Source organism: Vibrio sp. 10N.222.55.C7 (assembly GCF_041473335.1).
Taxonomy (GTDB): Bacteria; Pseudomonadota; Gammaproteobacteria; order Enterobacterales; family Vibrionaceae; genus Vibrio; species Vibrio crassostreae_C.
In genome coordinates, this window is the sequence record NZ_JBFRSC010000021.1 from 128578 (window position 1) to 145637 (window position 17060).

Consider the following 17060-nt stretch of genomic DNA (forward strand, 5'->3'; position numbering starts at 1 on the left):
CGTAGAATCTATTGAGTCTTAAGTAAATCCAAAAAGAACGCGTATTCAAGTGCGTCTTCTTTTAATCGTTTAAATCGGCCAGAAGCGCCACCGTGACCGGCTTCCATATCGGTTTTGAACAGCAATACGTTGTTGTCTGTTTTCATTTCACGCAGCTTCGCAACCCATTTCATTGGCTCAAAGTACTGCACCTGTGAGTCATGCAGGCCTGTCGTTACCAACATGTTCGGGTAGTTTTGTACCTTAATGTTGTCGTACGGTGAGTACCCCAGCATGTAATCGTAGTAGGCTTTATCGTTCGGGTTACCCCATTCGTCATACTCATTGGTGGTTAGAGGGATCGATTCATCGAGCATGGTTGTCACAATGTCTACAAACGGAACATGTGCACCAATACCACGGTACAGTTCTGGTGCTTGGTTGATGATTGCTCCCATCAATAGACCGCCAGCAGACCCCCCAACGGCGAACACTTTATCTTTCGCGCCGTAGCCTTCTTCAACAAGCTCTTTGGTTACATCAATAAAGTCGTTGAACGTGTTTTGTTTGGTCAGTTTTTTGCCATCTTCATACCAAGGGCGACCAAGCATTTCTGAACCGCGGACATGTGCGATGGCATAAACAAAACCTCTATCCAGTAGGCTTAGGCGAGTTGAGCTGAAGGTAGGTTCAATCGTAGAGCCGTAAGACCCATAGCCGTATTGGTAGATTGGGTTAGTGCCGTCTTTCTTAAATAAGTCTTTACGATAAACCAAAGAGACAGGAACTTGCTTACCATCGCGAGCCGTAACCATGATTCGCTCTGATTGGTAGTTATCCGCTTCGAAATCACCTAATACGGGTGTTTGCTTCATGAGCTCGAATTCACCTGTACTTAGGTCGAAATCATAGTAAGTACCTGGCGTGGTTAAGCTGCTGTAATAGATACGAACTTTTGCGTTATCTAATTCATAGTTACTCGTTAGGTAAGCGGCAAATGCGGTGTCGTTAAATTCAAGTGGAAACTCGTGGCCTGTTGAGAGTTGGCGAACTTTCACTGTAGACAAGCCATCCGCGCGTTGCTCGTAGACAAGATGGTCATCAAACAACTCGAAATCTACAAGCTGAGTATTATCGTCCGCTGGGATGACATCGACCCATTTTGAGCGATCATGCATCTCTTCGGTTGTGACTTTCATTAAACGGAAGTTGACCGCTTGGTAGTTGGTGTAGATGTAATACAAATCACCTAGCTTAGCGATGCTGTACTCTATGCCGCTCTCTTTTGGGTAGAAAGCCTCAGCTGTAGCCTTTGGGTTGTTGGCATCGATGACTGAGACACCGCTGGTTTCTGTGCTCGAATGCCAAATGTAGACCTGTTCTCCATCTTTGCTTTTACTCAAAGAGGTGTAGTAAGCGCTATCGGCTTCTTCGTAGATTAACTGATCGCTTGCCTGAGCTGTGCCTAACACGTGGCGGTAAACTTGATAACCCAGCAATGTTTGTGGATCTTTTTTGATGTAGTAGAAGGCTTGGTTGTCGTTTTGCCACGCGATAGCACTTGAAGCGCCTTCAATTTCATCTTTTAGGTATTCACCTGTTGTGAGGTCTTTGATCTTGATGGTGTAAATGCGGCGGCTTAGCGTATCTTCGCCATAGGCCAACAAGTTTTCGTCTGGGCTGATCGTTAAGCCACCAATACTGAAGAATTCATGCTCTTTTGCTAGCTCGTTTACATCTAAGATGACTTGCTTGTCTGTGCCTAAAAAGTTTTTTTCACGCAGGTGAACTGGGTATTCGTTGTCGCCTGTGACCTTATTCGAGTAGTAGTAACTGCCTTTGCGAACCGGTACCGAATTGTCGTCTTTCGCGATTCGGCCTTTAATCTCTTCAAATAATTGTTTTTGTGCTGCTTCTGTATGTTTCAACACCGTATCTGCGTACTGATTCTCTTGCTCAAGTTGTTGCAATATCTCTGGATCTTGGCGTGCATCATCGCGCATCCAATAGTAATCATCGATTCGGGTTTCACCATGAATCGTCATTGCGTGAGGGACTTTCTTAGCAACGGGTGCTTGGGTTTGTTGAGCGACGAGTTGTGATTGAGAGTAGTGGTTCATGGTTGAGATTCCTTGATTGCTGCATCCGGCGAAAAGCGCTATTGATACGGCTAATGTGGTTAAAGCGATACGCATCTATATATCCTTAGTGTGCACCTTACTCTTTTTGATGCCAGCATCCTTTGTTGGTTGGGTATCTTCCAGTGATATTATTTATAATTGGATTCTGGATATGCACCTTCATCGTAAGTGTCTGTTATTGTTTTCAAAAAATCAAAGTAATGTTAAATGAAATTACTGATACGTGAGAGTGGAAGGAATAAATGTGCAACAAAAAGGGACACACTTTTCAGTATGTCCCTTTCCTTTGTTTAGCAAGATTCGAGTTTTACGTTAAATAGCCAATGGCATTTCGTTTGAGTGGTCAGGTTTACGATTAACCCAACGTAAACCAAGCATAGCGATGAATGACATAGCAATCATCAGGCAACCGAGTGGCAGTTGGTCTTGAGCTGGGAAGAACGATGCCAATAGTGTTGCGATGCCAGCACCTAGATTTTGCATACCACCTAAAATCGCACCTCCAGTACCAGCGTGGTACGGGAATGGCGAAAGTGCCCCTGTTGTTGCTGCTGGGAATAATATGCCAGCGCCCAAGAAGTAAATTGTGGCACCGCCAATCAAAGTTAATGCTGTTGTTTGACCAAACAGACCCGGTATCAATACCACTGTTGAGCCTACCAATATCGCAACCAGACCAACATTCAATGCACGGCGCTCAGAGCGACGTTGTGCGATGTAACTAGATAAGCCTGCACCGACTAAGTAACCTGGAATAGGCAAGACAAACAGCAAGCTTACTGTGGTTGCCGGTAAGCCAAGTACGCCACCAAGCAACACACCTGCCGCTGCTTCAAATACGGCTACACCAGCAAAGGTTGCGACTAATACCAATAAGAAACCTTGGAAACGTTTATCAGACAGAACGAACTTGTAGCTGTTGGCAACCGATTCATGCTTGCGTCGTTCTTTCGGCAGTGTTTCCATCATGCTCGTCATCATAGTGATCACAACAGCAATACCAAACAGCGCAAGGAATAAGTAGCTAGAACGCCAGCCGAAAACTTCTGTTAGGTAACCACCCAGTACAGGAGCCATCAATGGTGAGAAAATCACACACATGCTAATCAAGCTGTTTGCACGGTGCAGCTCTGCGCCTTCAAAACAGTCGCGAGTCAATGTACGAGACATCGCACCACCACAACCGATGCCCAAACCTTGGATAAAGCTGCCCGCTAAGAACCATTCATATTCGTGAGCGAACAATGCCACCAAAGTACCGATGATGTAGATGATCAAACCAATCACGATGATCGGTTTACGACCTAGGCGATCTGAAAGTGGGCCGTAAACAAATTGCGACAGACCATAAGGGATCAAGTAACACGCCATCACTGCCTGCAGTGAAGATGCCGAAACTAAGAACTCACCTGCCATATGACCGATAGAAGGCACGTACATCGTTTGAGTCATTTGACCTACGGCAGTCAGAATAGCGATTAAAAAGGTAAGTTTCGCTAATGGAAACGAGGCGGACATTTGCGTATCTCTCCAAAAATTAAGACGTAAAAAGCCTTAGCGCTCCATTAAAGGAGAGCCAAATGAATAAAGTGTTCAGGGAATCTAGGCGCGAGATATTAGAGCTTGATTGCGGGCTTAGCAATCAAAAAGTGTGAAGTTGAGTAAGATAAAAATCTATGACTTGGATTATAAAAACTAATCCGAAATTGCTGCATTTTAAAGAGGGAGAGGGTGGAGTGGGCTTCCTTTAAATATCGATGTTCTGGCTATGTCCAAAGCGCTAAAACCTAAGCAACACAGCCAATGATTATATGAGTACATCATTTTAAATCACAGAAAAAAGGAAGAAAACACGCTCTATTAACATTTGTATAAACTTTCGTTTTATATGTAAGCAATTTGTGCTGTAATTATCCGCTAAGCTATTCGTCTAACTTGTTTACATTTTGTACAGCAATTCGTTGTCGATGTGATAGTTATGGTTATGGAAGTCTTTTGGCTTAAATAAGGATATTAAATGCGCTCTCTATCGGTACAGTGGAAAATAACCCTCTTAGCAGGTTGTTGTTTAATCATTACGTCACTGTCTCTTATTGGTTTCTCGATCTACAACGCGACGAGCAATCAACAAGTCATCAAATCTCAAAGTTCAGAATCAGTTATCAATAAAACTCAGCAGTTGCTGGCGTCTGTTTCTCAGCTTAATGCTCAAGAAACTCAACGTTATGTAGACGAAGCTATTTACCGCGCAGAAATGCTTGCGGCCAGTGCTCAGTTTCTAAAAAACAATGCAGACGAAAACTTTACACCAAGTGAAGAGCTTCGTACCGCCTTGGATGAAATGGTTCGTCGCTCGGTTTTAAACTTCGACTCTATTCAAGGAGCGTATCTAGTTTTCAAGCCTGACTTGCTCGATAGTGAAGATGCGAATTATGTCGATGCTGATTATGTTGGTTCTAACGAAAAAGGTCGTTTTGCTCCTTACTGGAAGGTGGCAGATAACGGTGAAAATGTTCTAGCGAACGTTCTTTCAGAATCTATCTTGAATGATGACAGCAATAGCGAACGTTTTTACTGTCCTTTGTCTTCAGGGCAAACGTGTATTAGTACGCCGAGAGTCGTGAACAGCGGTGGTGTAGCACTACTTACGTCCTCTATTTCAGTCCCTATTTTGGTTGACGACGTTGCTATTGGTTTTCTTGGTATTGATCTAAGACTTGATGGTTTAACGAGTGTGATTACTCAATCTGACCAGAGCTTGTTTAACGGTGCGGGTAAAGCTTACGTGGTTAGTCTAGATGGTTCGGTCATCGCTTCTGATGATTCAAGCATTGCAGTCGGTTCAACTTTCCAAAGTGGCAATACAAACAGTGATTTAATGACCGACTTTATCTTTGGTGGTGAAGTGACAACGCAATGGAGCGAGAACGGTGAGTGGTTACTTGCCTTTGCACCTGTTGTTGCAGCTAACCAAACTTGGGGTGTGTTGTTCGAGATTCCAAGAGAGAGCGTCGTCGCTGATGCCAACAAATTGGATTCCATCATTAGTACTAAGCTAAGTGAAGGCATCAAGACGGAAGTAATTGCAGGTACCGTATTCATTTTGTTCGGCTTAGCCATCATCGCATTTGCTTCCCTTTCAATTGTGAAGCCTATTCGACAAGTGGTTGAGCGACTTAATGATATTGCTTCTGGTGAAGGTGATTTGACACAGCGTTTGGAAGTGAAATCTCAAGACGAAATTGGTCAGCTATCTAAAGGGTTCAACTTATTCTTAGACAAGTTACAACACACGATCAAAGAAGTTATTCACACCACTGAACAAGTGGCGAGTACGACAAGCCAGGCTAAAGCATCGGCATCAAGCACCAGAGAAAGCAGTGAATCTCAATTTAAAGAAGTCGATCTTGTGGCGACAGCGGCCGAAGAGATGACTCAAACTGCGGGCTTAGTGGTACAAAATGCAGAAGTGGCCGTTGATGCAGCGTGCGAAGCGAATCGTTCTGCTCAACAAGGGCAACAAGTCATCGAACTTTCAGCCGGTGAAATGAGAAAGCTGGTGGAGCGTATGTCGAGTGCTGTTCCTATTGTTGAAGAATTGGCAAAAAATAACGGAAACATCACAGAGATCTTAAGTGTGATTGAAGGGATCTCTGAGCAAACTAACTTACTGGCATTGAATGCGGCGATTGAAGCGGCTCGTGCTGGCGAACAAGGTCGTGGCTTTGCGGTTGTTGCGGATGAGGTAAGAAACCTCGCAAGTCGCACCCAGTCATCGGTTGGTGAGATCAGAGCGGTGATCGACAAGGTTCATGCTGGAACTCAAGATGTCGTTGAAGCAATACAAGAAGGCAATATCCTAGCTAACGATACAGCATTACACGTTCAGAAAGCAGTTGAAGATCTGGGGTCGATCTTTACTTCTATTGAGGCGATCAGTGATATGAACAGTCAGATCGTTCGAGCAGCCGAAGAGCAACAATCGGTTTCCGGTGAAGTAAATCAAAGCGTGGTTAATATTCGCGATTTGAGTGCGAAGATCTTGGAGCAAGCCGCGGCTTCTGAGCAAGTCGGCAATGAAATTGACCAACTGTCTCAACAACAACAGAAGTTGGTCAATCAGTTCAAGGTATAAGCATTAAGCCTTAACCAGTTCTTGAATAGAAAAAGGGACAAATGAAGATTTCATTTGTCCCTTTTTTAATTGTTTATTTAGAGGCTAGGCAATAACCAGCGGTTGACGCTGCTTACTCTTCGATAAACCAGTAGCCTTTGTTGACCAATTCAGTCACGACAGTTATGCCCGAAGGAGATAGGGCAGTAGCCGAGGTAATCATGGTCTCATCGCAAAGTATGTTGAGTAACGAAGAATCCGCTTCATCAACCTTAACCACTTCGCCATTGATGTAAGCAGTGTTGCTTTCATTTTCGTGGTAGAGCGCCTTTAAGCCTGATACTCGGTGAATCTCACCTTCAGACTCTAAGTGTTGAGCGATCTCTTCTTGAGTCCATAGTGGCTCTGGAGCAACGATATCAAGCTGGTGGCGTGATTGGCTTAGCAGACAACCCATGAATTCACTGATGGTTTCAGGTTGCTCTAGTGCAGATTTCAACATGTCTGTGAGATTGCTTAAATCCGATGAACGAATTTTTCCGTAGCCATCTTGCGTTTTGAATTCTGGATCGTGAAGATGAACGTCACCCATATCATGTGCAAGTACAAAATCGGCAAAGTTGCTGATCAGTTCTTGTTCTTTAGGCGAGCGGTAGCCAATAGAGTAGCTCATTGACGGCTCTAACGTGTTCCCTTCATGTGGGAAACCTGGTGGGATATAAAGGATATCGCCCGGCTCTAAAGTTTCATCGATGATTGGGTCAAAACCTTCAATTTGACGAAGTGCAGAAGCTTGGACAGTCTCTTTATATTGGCCAACATCTTTAGCGCCAACCTTCCATTGACGTTTGCCTTGACCTTGAATGATGAAGACATCGTATTGATCAATATGTGGGCCTACGCCGCCTTCAGGTGCTGAGTAGCAGATCATGAGATCGTCGAATAACCAGTTTGGTAACGCTTGGAACGCCTCAGTCAGTTGATTTGCGCCTTGGTGCCAGTGGTTCGCTGCTTGAACGATCAGCTGCCAATGAGTTTCGGTTAACTCGCCAAATTTTTCTTCAGAGAATGGACCGTGTTCTGCAGTCCACTGATTGTCGAGGTTAGAGACAAAGCGAGAATCCACTTCTTCTTCCATCGATAAACCAGCAAGTTCTTCCGGCGAAATTGGGTCGACGAAGTTTTGGAAGCCACCCTTTAAGATGGTTGGTTTTTTATGCCAGTAGTTTTCAAGAAACTCGGGCATAGAAAAGCTAAGTTGGTACATGTGAATCCTGTATATTTTTATGCTAGATGCTAGATGCTAGATGCTAGATGCTAGATGCTAGATGCTAGTTTGGCTTGTAAATCTTGCTGGACAATTTTGATTGCTTCTAACGCGACTTTTGGATCGATTTCGTTGCTTTCGAGCAGATAGATCAGGTCGACAGCTAATTTAACTTCTTCTGGTGCGTTATCCAGTGGTGATGGTGTGTTATCAGTGTTCATTTCGCTTAGGGTTCTCTAAGTTAATCAGTCTCTCAATATTTTTCATTGAGTCTTCACAGCGTTCTAATCGCTCTTTTGCTAACTGCCAAGCCTCTTCCGCTTTTTTCTTACTGTGGCGAGGCGCAGAATCAAACGCTAACTTTCTTACTCGGACTAAATCGATCAATCGCTTTTGCCAGTCTTGGTGCTGAGCGAGTTCGTTGTATAGGTCGTTAAGGGTTTTCCCTGACTTACTTTTTCGGTCCAAGCGTAAATCGTGGTTGGCTAACTCTCTTTGGATTGCTGCAATCTGATTTGTCAGCTTTTCTGTCAGGTAGTTGGCTCTGGATGCGGTCAGTTGATTTGTGGTTTGTTCACGTACAATGGTGCGGTACGTTGCCTGAGTTTCAAGTGCATAGGGAAGCAAAACAGAGGCGCCACATTTAAATAAGGCTCGGTCAAACAAGGCTTGATGATAAGCTCCTCGAGATTTATCAACCTGCGAGCAATGGCCAATCAAGGTATCAATGACACTTTTTAGCTTTGAAAATTGATTCATCTCACTCCCCGTTGGCTATTGCCTATAAGTTCACAAACCAAGCTTCATATGCCAGTTTAATTGCAAGTACGCTTACTACGGTAACAAACACAGGTCGTATAAATGTAGCACCGAAACGAATAGCAGAGTGAGCGCCAACGAACGCTCCAGCCATCAAACAAAGGCCCATGGTTAAACCTAGAACCCAATCAATATGACCAAGAATCGCGAAGGTCACCAAAGAGGTAAAGTTACTGGTAAAGTTCATGGCTTTGGATAGACCAGAGGCAAGTAAGATGTTTAAGCGATAAAGCGCCATAGAGCTTACCGTCCAAAACGCGCCAGTTCCTGGGCCAGCAACCCCATCATAAAAGCCAAGAATGAATCCTTGGTACTTTTGTTTTCTCTTAAGCACAGGGCATGGCTTAGGAGACACATTATGGCTCACATCTGGAGTCTTATGAAAAATGGTATAGACCGCTGCGGCAAGAATGACTAACGGCAATACCTTCTCTAACCACTCGGTGCTAATGGCATCAACAGTGAGTGTGCCGATGGTCGCACCTATTAAAGTAGATATGAATGCATTGACCCAACACTCAGGCTTGAACAGCTTTTTACGGTAGTAAGTGAATGCAGCTGTAGATGAAGCAAACGTTGCGGCCAGCTTATTAGTTCCGAGTGCAATGTGTGGCGGCAGGCCAAGCGATAGCAAAGCTGGAACGGTTAACATCCCTCCGCCACCTGCGACAGCATCAATAAAGCCTGCTGCAAATGCAACCAGAGCAAGTATGACCAACATGGTTGGCTCAATCATTTCCATAAATAGCTAGTGTTCTCGTTATCGGCTGATAGGGCAGCCACATGAAAAACCGATGGATTAGTCATGTTGGGTTGTGAATGCAAGGGCCTAGCGATGAAGGCCCATAACTACCTCAAGGGCAGGGGATATTAGTATTTTATTGTTCTTTTAAAAGGCGGTAGTGAATCGAGTAGGGACTTTCCGTATCGCTTCGTTACTATGCGTCTATCAAGGATCGTGACTTTACCAGAATCTCTTTCCTTACGCAGTAGTCTACCCACAGATTGAATAAGCTTTTTACTCGCATCTGGAACAGTAATCTGCATAAAAGGGTTACCACCGCGTGATTCAATATATTCTGAATGTGCTTGCTCTACGGGAGAGGTAGGAACACCAAAAGGAATCTTGGTAATAACGAGGTTTTCAAGAAGCTCACCCGGTAGATCAAGACCTTCAGAAAAGCTGCCAGTTCCAAAAAGAACGCTGGTTTTACCTTGGTCTATTAGCTTTTTATGTTTTTTTAGAATTTCAGTTCGTGAAGTATCGCCTTGAACCTGCAATGCCCACGACTTTTTAACGAAATCTGTTGTTAAAGCCTCTGCAACTTTGTTCATTTGCCAGTAAGAAGAGAATAGAACGAGATTGGCTTTTTTGTCTTCTATTACCTTAGGCAAAATTTCAATAAGATATTCGGTAAACTGAGGTGCTTGTGGTTCGTACTTCATTGCCGGAACGATCAGCTCAGCTTGATTCTGGTAATCAAACGGTGATGCCAAAGCCAAAAACTGTACGCCATCTTCTGCTTTTTGGCTGATACCGGCTTGATGACAGAAAAAGCTGAAAGAGTTGAGCGCCCTCATGGTCGCAGATACTAATACGGCACCCACACAGCGGCTCCAGATTTGTTGATCCAGTTGCCAACCTACCTCTAGTGGCGAAACATTCACAACGAAATCGCCTTCGCTTTCTTTATTCAGTTCGAGCCAACGAGCCAAAGGAGCGCCTTTTTCTCTCTTCGGTTCAGCCATTAAGCGCCAAACTTGAGCAAGGTTCTCTGTTCTTTGTATATAGAAGCCAATTTCTGCCAGTGCCGGCTCTGCAAGTTTTGCTGAAAGCTCGCCGTCTTTAACTCGTTCTGCAATTAGGTCTGCAATCTTCGCAACGGCTTGGCTCGCTTTTTGCGTGAGCTGCTTGAGATCTTTAGATTCATTCTCAAGCCACTCTGGTAAGTCGCCATGTTCGAAGCGATACAAGCCGTCTTCAAAGTGGTTAGCGTCAAACTGTTTACTCATTTGAGTCAGGGTAGGGATCAGCTGTTGCACTGAGTCTTGCAGTTCATTTCGAAACCGGTGGACACGTTTCTCGTCAGCGAGGCCTGAAAGCTTAGTGATGGATTGGTTTAAACGCTCTAACCATGAAGCGGCACCCTTTAGACTTGCCGCCGCAGAAGAGTGATCTCTGGCTACATGCGGTAAATGGTGAGCTTCATCGAATATATAGATGCTATTTTCTGGCTCAGGCAGTATCACACCGCCGCCTAAGTCAGCATCTGCCATCACTAAACTGTGATTGGCGATAATCACGTCTGCTTTATCTAGCTCTGAGCGCGCTTTTTGGAAAGGGCAGTCTCTATGAGTAGGCATACTGTTATTACAGCTGTGCTTATCACTAACAATCATCTGCCAAATCATGTTGTCGATGGGTTTTGGCCACGAATCGCGGTCACCATCCCATTTACCTTGGGTTAGGCTACGATACATGGTTTGAAGTTGGTCGATATCCTTCTTCTTTGGCTTAGATTCGAACATGGCCATTTGTCCGCCATCAACCCCGCAGGCAGCGGCTAGCTTTTCGGAACAACAATAACGCTGTCTGCCCTTCGCTAATATGAAAGAAAACTCTCGATCAGTCAGTCTTCTATATAGAGGGAGATCTTTATTGACGAGCTGTTCTTGTAGCGCAACCGTCGCCGTTGATATGACTATTTTTCGGTTATTGAGCACAGCGACAGGAATAGTTGCCATTAAATAAGCCAGTGATTTCCCGATCCCGGTTCCCGCTTCTGCAACAATCATGCGATTACTTTTGTGGTATTGACCACAAAGTGTCTTCGCTATTTCTGCAACAAGGTAATTTTGAGCACGTCGAGGTACAAAGTTGTCCAACTGATCTTGGAGGTTTTGATAACTGGTGCGAATAGATTTTTGAATTTTAGTAGTTAGCATACTGTGACCTACGTAACGGAGCGAGGATAGTAGCACATATCACTAGTCGGTACATTTACGGTGAAATAGCTTGCTTTTGAATCAAAGGTAGATCTTGTTCACAAAAAAAAACTGAACCATCAGGAACTTAACTATTTTATTTATGTTGTGAAATATAAATATTAAAAAAGACTTGCTTGTAGGTGTTAAATCCTGAGATGTGGCGTTTTTACAAGTTGTTTGTGGTGTTAAATGCTGTTTTGTTCTTTTTTGGGATTATTATATTTCCTGATAAAACTAAGGATAAGCTGCTCGTAAAACAATGAAAAAAAATGTAAGTGGTTGATTTTGATTGCTTTGTGTTTTTTTTAGGTCTGTTTTTAGTTTATTTGACACGCAGGATAATCTTTTGCAATCTAGACCTCGAAATTTAGTGACGGTGATTAACCAACAAAGAGTGGTAATGACCAGTCATAAAAATAAAAGGGAACCGGGCAAGGATCTCCCATTCTTAGAAAAGGCAGTGGATTTATTATGAAAAAGACTCTATTAGCACTAAGTGTTATGTTTGCAGCAACATCGGCACAAGCAATCGAAATTTACAACCAGGAAGACTTATCTGTTAACCTAAGTGGCGACATCGAAGTTGTTTACGTTAAAGGTTTTGCAAAAGATTCAGAATTCCAGCAAGAAATTCAAGATGCTGACTTTGGATTTGATGTTCGTTATGCGCTTAATGACGAGCTAACTTTTGGCGGTTATTGGGAGTTTGATGGAGCATCTGGTGAAGTAACTGGCGGTTCTTCTACATCTGCAGATGTTGGTGATGTCTATGTGGCTTTATATACTCAAAACTACGGTTCTGTGAAGGTTGGTCGTACGTGTGGCGCGCTAGACGATGCTGGTGTTGGTTCTGATTACCAGTTTGGTGTGAGCTCTTTCTTCGAAAATGGTAGTGAGTTCTGTCAAGATGAAATGATTCGTTATGATATCGATACAGGGACATTCTATGCTACAGCATCTCTTGCTCAAGATGAGAATGACAGCACAGATGCTCTTGGCAAAGATGGAGCGTATTACGATCTTAAACTTGGTGGTCGTGTAGCTGATTTTGATTTCACTGCATACTATGGCTACGCAGAATTGGAAAAGATGGCGCCTGGCGCGGACGACGCTATTTGGGCATTAGAAGCTCGTTTCTCTGGCGTTGAAAGCTTGAATCTTGAGTTGGGCTATTACGCGACAACAATGGATACAGGAGTTGTAAAAGTAGATGCAGATACTATCGCTTTTGCTGCTGATTACACTATTGATGCAGTAACTATCGGTGCTGGCTACAGCACTTCTGATAGTGACAACAATGACAATGACGCCGACAACTGGTTTGTAAATGCTGGTTACGGCTTTGCTCCGAACACTACGGCTTACATTGAAGTTGGTGGTACAGACCAGAAAAACACGGACACTGGTGTTGCTGTAGGTGTTAAAGCTAGCTTCTAATTGAGTTTAGTTAAAAACTTTCTTATAAAGCCACCTCAGGGTGGCTTTATTTATTTTTACAGTTTAATATTTCATATAATAATTACTTAATTATTTTTGGCAACGTGCCTGATGAAAGGAGTCAATCTCTGTGATGTTTAAAAAGCAATTATTCTTTGTTTTAACTATGCTTGCATTTTCTGCACATGCTATAACTCTGGTTCCTAGCAAAGGTGTCTCTGTTCTTTACATTAATGGTGTAGAGGCTGATTCTAAATTGGGGACGAATATAATAAGAAATGGTACGACTCAAGTTGTTGTCCGAATGGACAAAGAAGTTGGTCGTGGTAGTGGTAATAGCGTATTTACTTCTAAGCCATATTTATTAACGTTTGAAGCAGGTGGGAATGAAATTAAATTGGATCACCCGGTTGCTCGAAGTAAAAGCGAAGCGGAAAAAGCTTTCAGAAAGCAAAACCCCGATTGGCGTTTAACTCAAGACGGTAACGAACTTGTCTATCAACAAGAGTTACTTCAAGGCAAGAAAGGTCTACTTCCATTTATGGGAATGGACAAGCTTGTAAAAGAACATAACGATCAACGAGGAATCACGTTTGTCGATGGTGCGTTAGTCACTGCCACGACTACTGCGATAGTTCCCTCTCCAGTTACAACTCAATCGGATACTCCGAAACTAGATCTTAAAACTGCCCCAAGCGTTGTGGGAAGTGTTACTCAAAATGTCGAGCAATTGAAAGCTTGGTATCTAAAAGCTTCTAAAAAAGAGCGCAAAGAATTCCGTAAGTGGATGATTGATCAAGAGTAATCAATCTTCATGTGTAAAAAAGCGAGATATAATAAATATCTTGCTTTTTTATATTGCTATGAGTTAAATCTCTTTCCACTCACCAGGCTGTAGCTGCCCCACATTCATGTTGCCCATTGAATAGCGGATAAGACGTAGGGTAGGGAAGCCGATATTGGCTGTCATGCGTCTTACTTGGCGGTTACGTCCTTCAATGATTGTAATAGCCAACCATGTTGTCGGTATCGCGGCTCTGAAGCGGACTGGAGGATTTCTATCCCACACTTCAGGTTCTTGCATCACTTCTACTTTAGCCGGTAGTGTCATGCCGTCTTTTAGTTCGACACCTTTTCTCAATTTATCTAAATCTTCCTCAGAAGTTGCGCCTTCAACCTGTACCCAGTATGTCTTTGGGGATTTTGAGTTTGGTTGAGTTAACTTAGCTTGAAATATCCCATCATTGGTTAAGACCATTAACCCTTCGCTGTCGCGGTCAAGGCGACCTGCAGCATAAACGTCTTTCACTGGAATAAAGTCCGCTAGCGTTTTTCTCCCTTCGCCATCTGTAAATTGGCTTAGAGTATCGAAAGGCTTGTTGAACAGAATTACTTTGCGATCTTCGAGCGCAACCTTAGGTTTTGCATTGGTAGGCTTGCCTTTATATCGGTGCTTGCTTGAGTGAGATTTGTTGTGCGAATTGCCAGTGTTATTCTTATCACTGCTTCGGCTTTGTCTATTACCGCTTTGTTTTAATGTTGCACCAGAACGAGCCGGTTTGTCTGAACGAGATGCGCTGCGTGAGCGAGTAGACATGTTAACTACCTTGCAAAAATGTAAACGAAGTGTGCTGAAAAGTTTTCACTGAAACGGAATTGAGCTATCATTTGCGCGCCTAAAAGACACAAAATAGAACAAGTTGATGGACTCTTAAGCCTGATTTGTTTAATTATACCTTCGTGTTTTATTATAACAACGCACTCACGGATTTGGTTCATGCTGTCATCAAGATTGTATGAAAAATAAGATAGAGTACGACTATCGAGTAAGCAGTTTTCACTCTTAGAGTGGCTTACTGGTCAATTTATAACACGCTCACTACTTTAAATGAGCTTGTAAGAACTATAGGGAAATTTCATGCCTACTGAAAAACCAACGATCATCTATACCATTACAGACGAAGCTCCGGCGCTAGCAACATACTCTCTGCTGCCTATCATTCAATCTTTTACAGCTTCTTCTGGTATTAACGTTGATACTCGCGACATTTCACTTGCAGGGCGTATTATTGCCAACTTCCCTGACTATTTGAACGAAGAGCAACGTATTGGTGATGCATTAGCAGAACTAGGTGAATTGGCTAAGACACCAGAAGCAAACATTATCAAGCTTCCAAACATCTCTGCATCTGTACCTCAGCTTCAAGCAACAATCAAAGAGCTACAGTCAAAAGGTTACGCACTTCCTAATTACCCAGAAGAAGCAAACACTGACGAAGAGAAAGCAGTAAAAGCGACTTACGACAAAATCAAAGGCAGTGCAGTAAATCCAGTATTGCGTGAAGGTAACTCGGATCGCCGTGCTCCACTTTCAGTTAAAAACTACGCGAAGAAGAACCCACACTCAATGGGTGCTTGGTCTGCAGATTCTAAGTCGCACGTTTCAAGTATGGACGACAAAGACTTCTTCGGTAGTGAAAAGTCAGTAACCATTGAAGGTGCTACAGAAGTTAGCATTGAATTCGTTGGCAAAGATGGTGCGAAGAAAACATTGAAGCCAGCTTTTGCACTGCAAGATAAAGAGATCATTGATGCGTCAGTGATGAATAAGGCCGCTTTGGTTGCGTTCTTCGAAAAAGAAATCGCATCGGCTAAAGAACAAGGCGTACTGCTTTCTCTTCACATGAAAGCGACGATGATGAAAGTGTCTGACCCAGTGATTTTTGGTCATGCGGTTAAGGTTTACTACAAAGACGTGTTCGCTAAGCACGGTCAACTGTTTGAAGAGTTAGGTGTTGACGTAAACAACGGCATCGGCGATGTATACGCAAAAATCGCTGCACTTCCTCAAGATCAGAAACAGGCAATCGAAGCTGACCTACAAGCAGTATACGAAACTCAGCCTCCACTAGCGATGGTTGACTCAGACCGTGGCATTACTAACCTACACGTTCCAAGTGACATCATTGTGGATGCATCTATGCCTGCAATGTTGCGTTCTTCTGGTCAAATGTGGGATCCAGAAGGTAAGCAAAAAGATACCAAAGCAATGATCCCAGATCGTAGCTACGCGAGCATTTACCAAGCGGTTATTGATTTCTGTAAAGAGAACGGCGCGTTCGATCCAACAACGATGGGTAGCGTACCAAACGTTGGTTTGATGGCTCAAAAAGCGGAAGAGTACGGTTCTCATGATAAGACTTTCATCCTTGAAGCTGCTGGTCAGGTTCAAGTTGTTGACGCTTCAGGCGCTGTGCTTCTTGAGCAAGACGTAGAGGAAGGCGATATCTTCCGTATGTGTCAGGTTAAAGATGCACCAATCCAAGACTGGGTTAAGCTTGCGGTAACGCGTGCTCGTGCATCGGGTGTTCCAGCGGTATTTTGGCTAGATGCGTCACGCGCACATGATGCTCAGCTTATCAAGAAAGTTGAAGCATACCTTCCTGAATACGATACCGATGGTCTTGAAATTAAGATCCTTGCTCCACTTGAAGCGACTCAATACTCACTGGTTCGTATCAAAGAAGGCCTAGATACTATTTCGGTTACTGGTAACGTATTACGTGATTACCTAACTGACTTGTTCCCGATTTTAGAGCTTGGTACATCAGCTAAGATGCTATCGATTGTTCCACTAATGAACGGTGGTGGTCTGTTTGAAACAGGTGCTGGCGGCTCTGCTCCTAAACATGTTCAACAAGTAGAGAAAGAAAACCACTTGCGTTGGGATTCTCTAGGTGAATTCTTGGCACTAGCGGCATCTCTAGAGCACCTGAGCGTAGTAACAGGTAACGCTAAAGCACAAGTTCTAGCTGATGCGCTTGATAAAGCGACGGGTGAGTTCCTTGATAACAACAAGTCTCCTTCACGTCGAGTAGGTGAGCTTGATAACCGTGGTAGCCACTACTATCTAGCGGCATACTGGGCTAAGGCGCTTGCTGAGCAAACGGCTGACGCTGATCTTGCTGCTGAGTTTGCAGGTGTGGCAAGTCAACTGGCTGAAAGTGAAGAAGCGATCGTTGCAGAGCTGAACAACGCTCAAGGTGTGGCTGGCGACTTAGGTGGTTACTACCTACTTGACGATGCATTGGTTTCAACACTAATGCGCCCAAGCTCAACGCTAAACGCGTTTATTGATGCATAGTGATTGGACTCATCGTTAGTCACTCATGAGCGTGATTTGCTAACGAGTTGCTTAGGCTGATAGCTAAGTTATAGATAAAGTCAAAACGAAAGACGCTTTAACGATAATGTTAAAGCGTCTTTTTTCTGTCTAATACTTCTTAAGACCTAGCTTAAGGGGAGTAGCTCTTCG

The 17060-nt window shown here is 43.6% G+C and carries 12 protein-coding genes; 4 read left to right on the forward strand and 8 right to left on the reverse strand.

The features are described from left to right. Positions 1-8: 8 nt before the first annotated feature. Together AB4482_RS07915 and emrD are read right to left on the reverse strand one after the other, a co-directional pair. Positions 9-2099 (reverse strand): S9 family peptidase, encoded by a 2091-nt coding sequence (locus AB4482_RS07915; RefSeq protein ID WP_372132083.1) that lies wholly within the window; start codon positions 2097-2099, stop codon positions 9-11. Between the two features lie 333 nt (positions 2100-2432). After that, positions 2433-3638: a multidrug efflux MFS transporter EmrD gene (gene emrD, locus AB4482_RS07920; RefSeq protein WP_017065927.1), complete on the reverse strand. Its 1206-nt coding sequence runs from the start codon at positions 3636-3638 to the stop codon at positions 2433-2435. 499 nt (positions 3639-4137) lie between these two features. On the opposite strand from emrD, the gene AB4482_RS07925 reads away from it, so the two are divergent. Continuing rightward, positions 4138-6255 (forward strand): methyl-accepting chemotaxis protein, encoded by a 2118-nt coding sequence (locus AB4482_RS07925; RefSeq protein ID WP_050643783.1) that lies wholly within the window; start codon positions 4138-4140, stop codon positions 6253-6255. Positions 6256-6367: 112 nt separating this feature from the next. Here AB4482_RS07925 and AB4482_RS07930 read toward each other — a convergent pair whose 3' ends face one another. The 5 genes from AB4482_RS07930 to dinG all read right to left on the reverse strand — a co-directional run bounded on the left by AB4482_RS07930 (position 6368) and on the right by dinG (position 11266). Then, positions 6368-7501 (reverse strand): cupin domain-containing protein, encoded by a 1134-nt coding sequence (locus AB4482_RS07930; protein ID WP_102319680.1) that lies wholly within the window; start codon positions 7499-7501, stop codon positions 6368-6370. A 50-nt stretch (positions 7502-7551) separates the two neighbouring features. Beyond that, positions 7552-7722 (reverse strand): pleiotropic regulatory protein RsmS, encoded by a 171-nt coding sequence (gene rsmS / locus AB4482_RS07935; RefSeq protein WP_017055021.1) that lies wholly within the window; start codon positions 7720-7722, stop codon positions 7552-7554. Then, positions 7712-8260 (reverse strand): primosomal replication protein, encoded by a 549-nt coding sequence (locus AB4482_RS07940; RefSeq protein WP_372097852.1) that lies wholly within the window; start codon positions 8258-8260, stop codon positions 7712-7714. Before AB4482_RS07940 ends, rsmS begins: the two co-directional genes overlap by 11 nt. 22 nt (positions 8261-8282) lie before the next feature. Next, positions 8283-9062, reverse strand: coding sequence for a TSUP family transporter (locus tag AB4482_RS07945; protein WP_017062114.1), 780 nt, complete (start codon positions 9060-9062; stop codon positions 8283-8285). Positions 9063-9190: 128 nt separating this feature from the next. Next, on the reverse strand, positions 9191-11266 hold the full coding sequence (gene dinG / locus AB4482_RS07950) for an ATP-dependent DNA helicase DinG (RefSeq protein ID WP_136978344.1): 2076 nt from the start codon (positions 11264-11266) through the stop codon (positions 9191-9193). Between the two features lie 513 nt (positions 11267-11779). Here dinG and AB4482_RS07955 point away from each other — a divergent pair. Further along, entirely contained in the window at positions 11780-12745 is a 966-nt protein-coding gene (locus AB4482_RS07955; RefSeq protein WP_372082689.1) for a porin, read from the forward strand. 133 nt (positions 12746-12878) lie between these two features. Then, the gene (locus AB4482_RS07960; RefSeq protein ID WP_372116047.1) at positions 12879-13550 is read left to right on the forward strand and encodes a DUF2057 family protein; all 672 of its coding nucleotides are present in this window, start codon (positions 12879-12881) and stop codon (positions 13548-13550) included. Positions 13551-13613: 63 nt separating this feature from the next. Here AB4482_RS07960 and AB4482_RS07965 read toward each other — a convergent pair whose 3' ends face one another. After that, positions 13614-14342 carry a pseudouridine synthase gene (locus AB4482_RS07965; RefSeq protein WP_372126119.1) on the reverse strand — a complete coding sequence of 243 codons (729 nt, stop codon included), beginning with the start codon at positions 14340-14342 and terminating at the stop codon, positions 13614-13616. Positions 14343-14663: 321 nt separating this feature from the next. On the opposite strand from AB4482_RS07965, the gene AB4482_RS07970 reads away from it, so the two are divergent. Next, on the forward strand, positions 14664-16889 hold the full coding sequence (locus AB4482_RS07970) for an NADP-dependent isocitrate dehydrogenase (protein ID WP_372180770.1): 2226 nt from the start codon (positions 14664-14666) through the stop codon (positions 16887-16889). Positions 16890-17060: the final 171 nt, after the last annotated feature.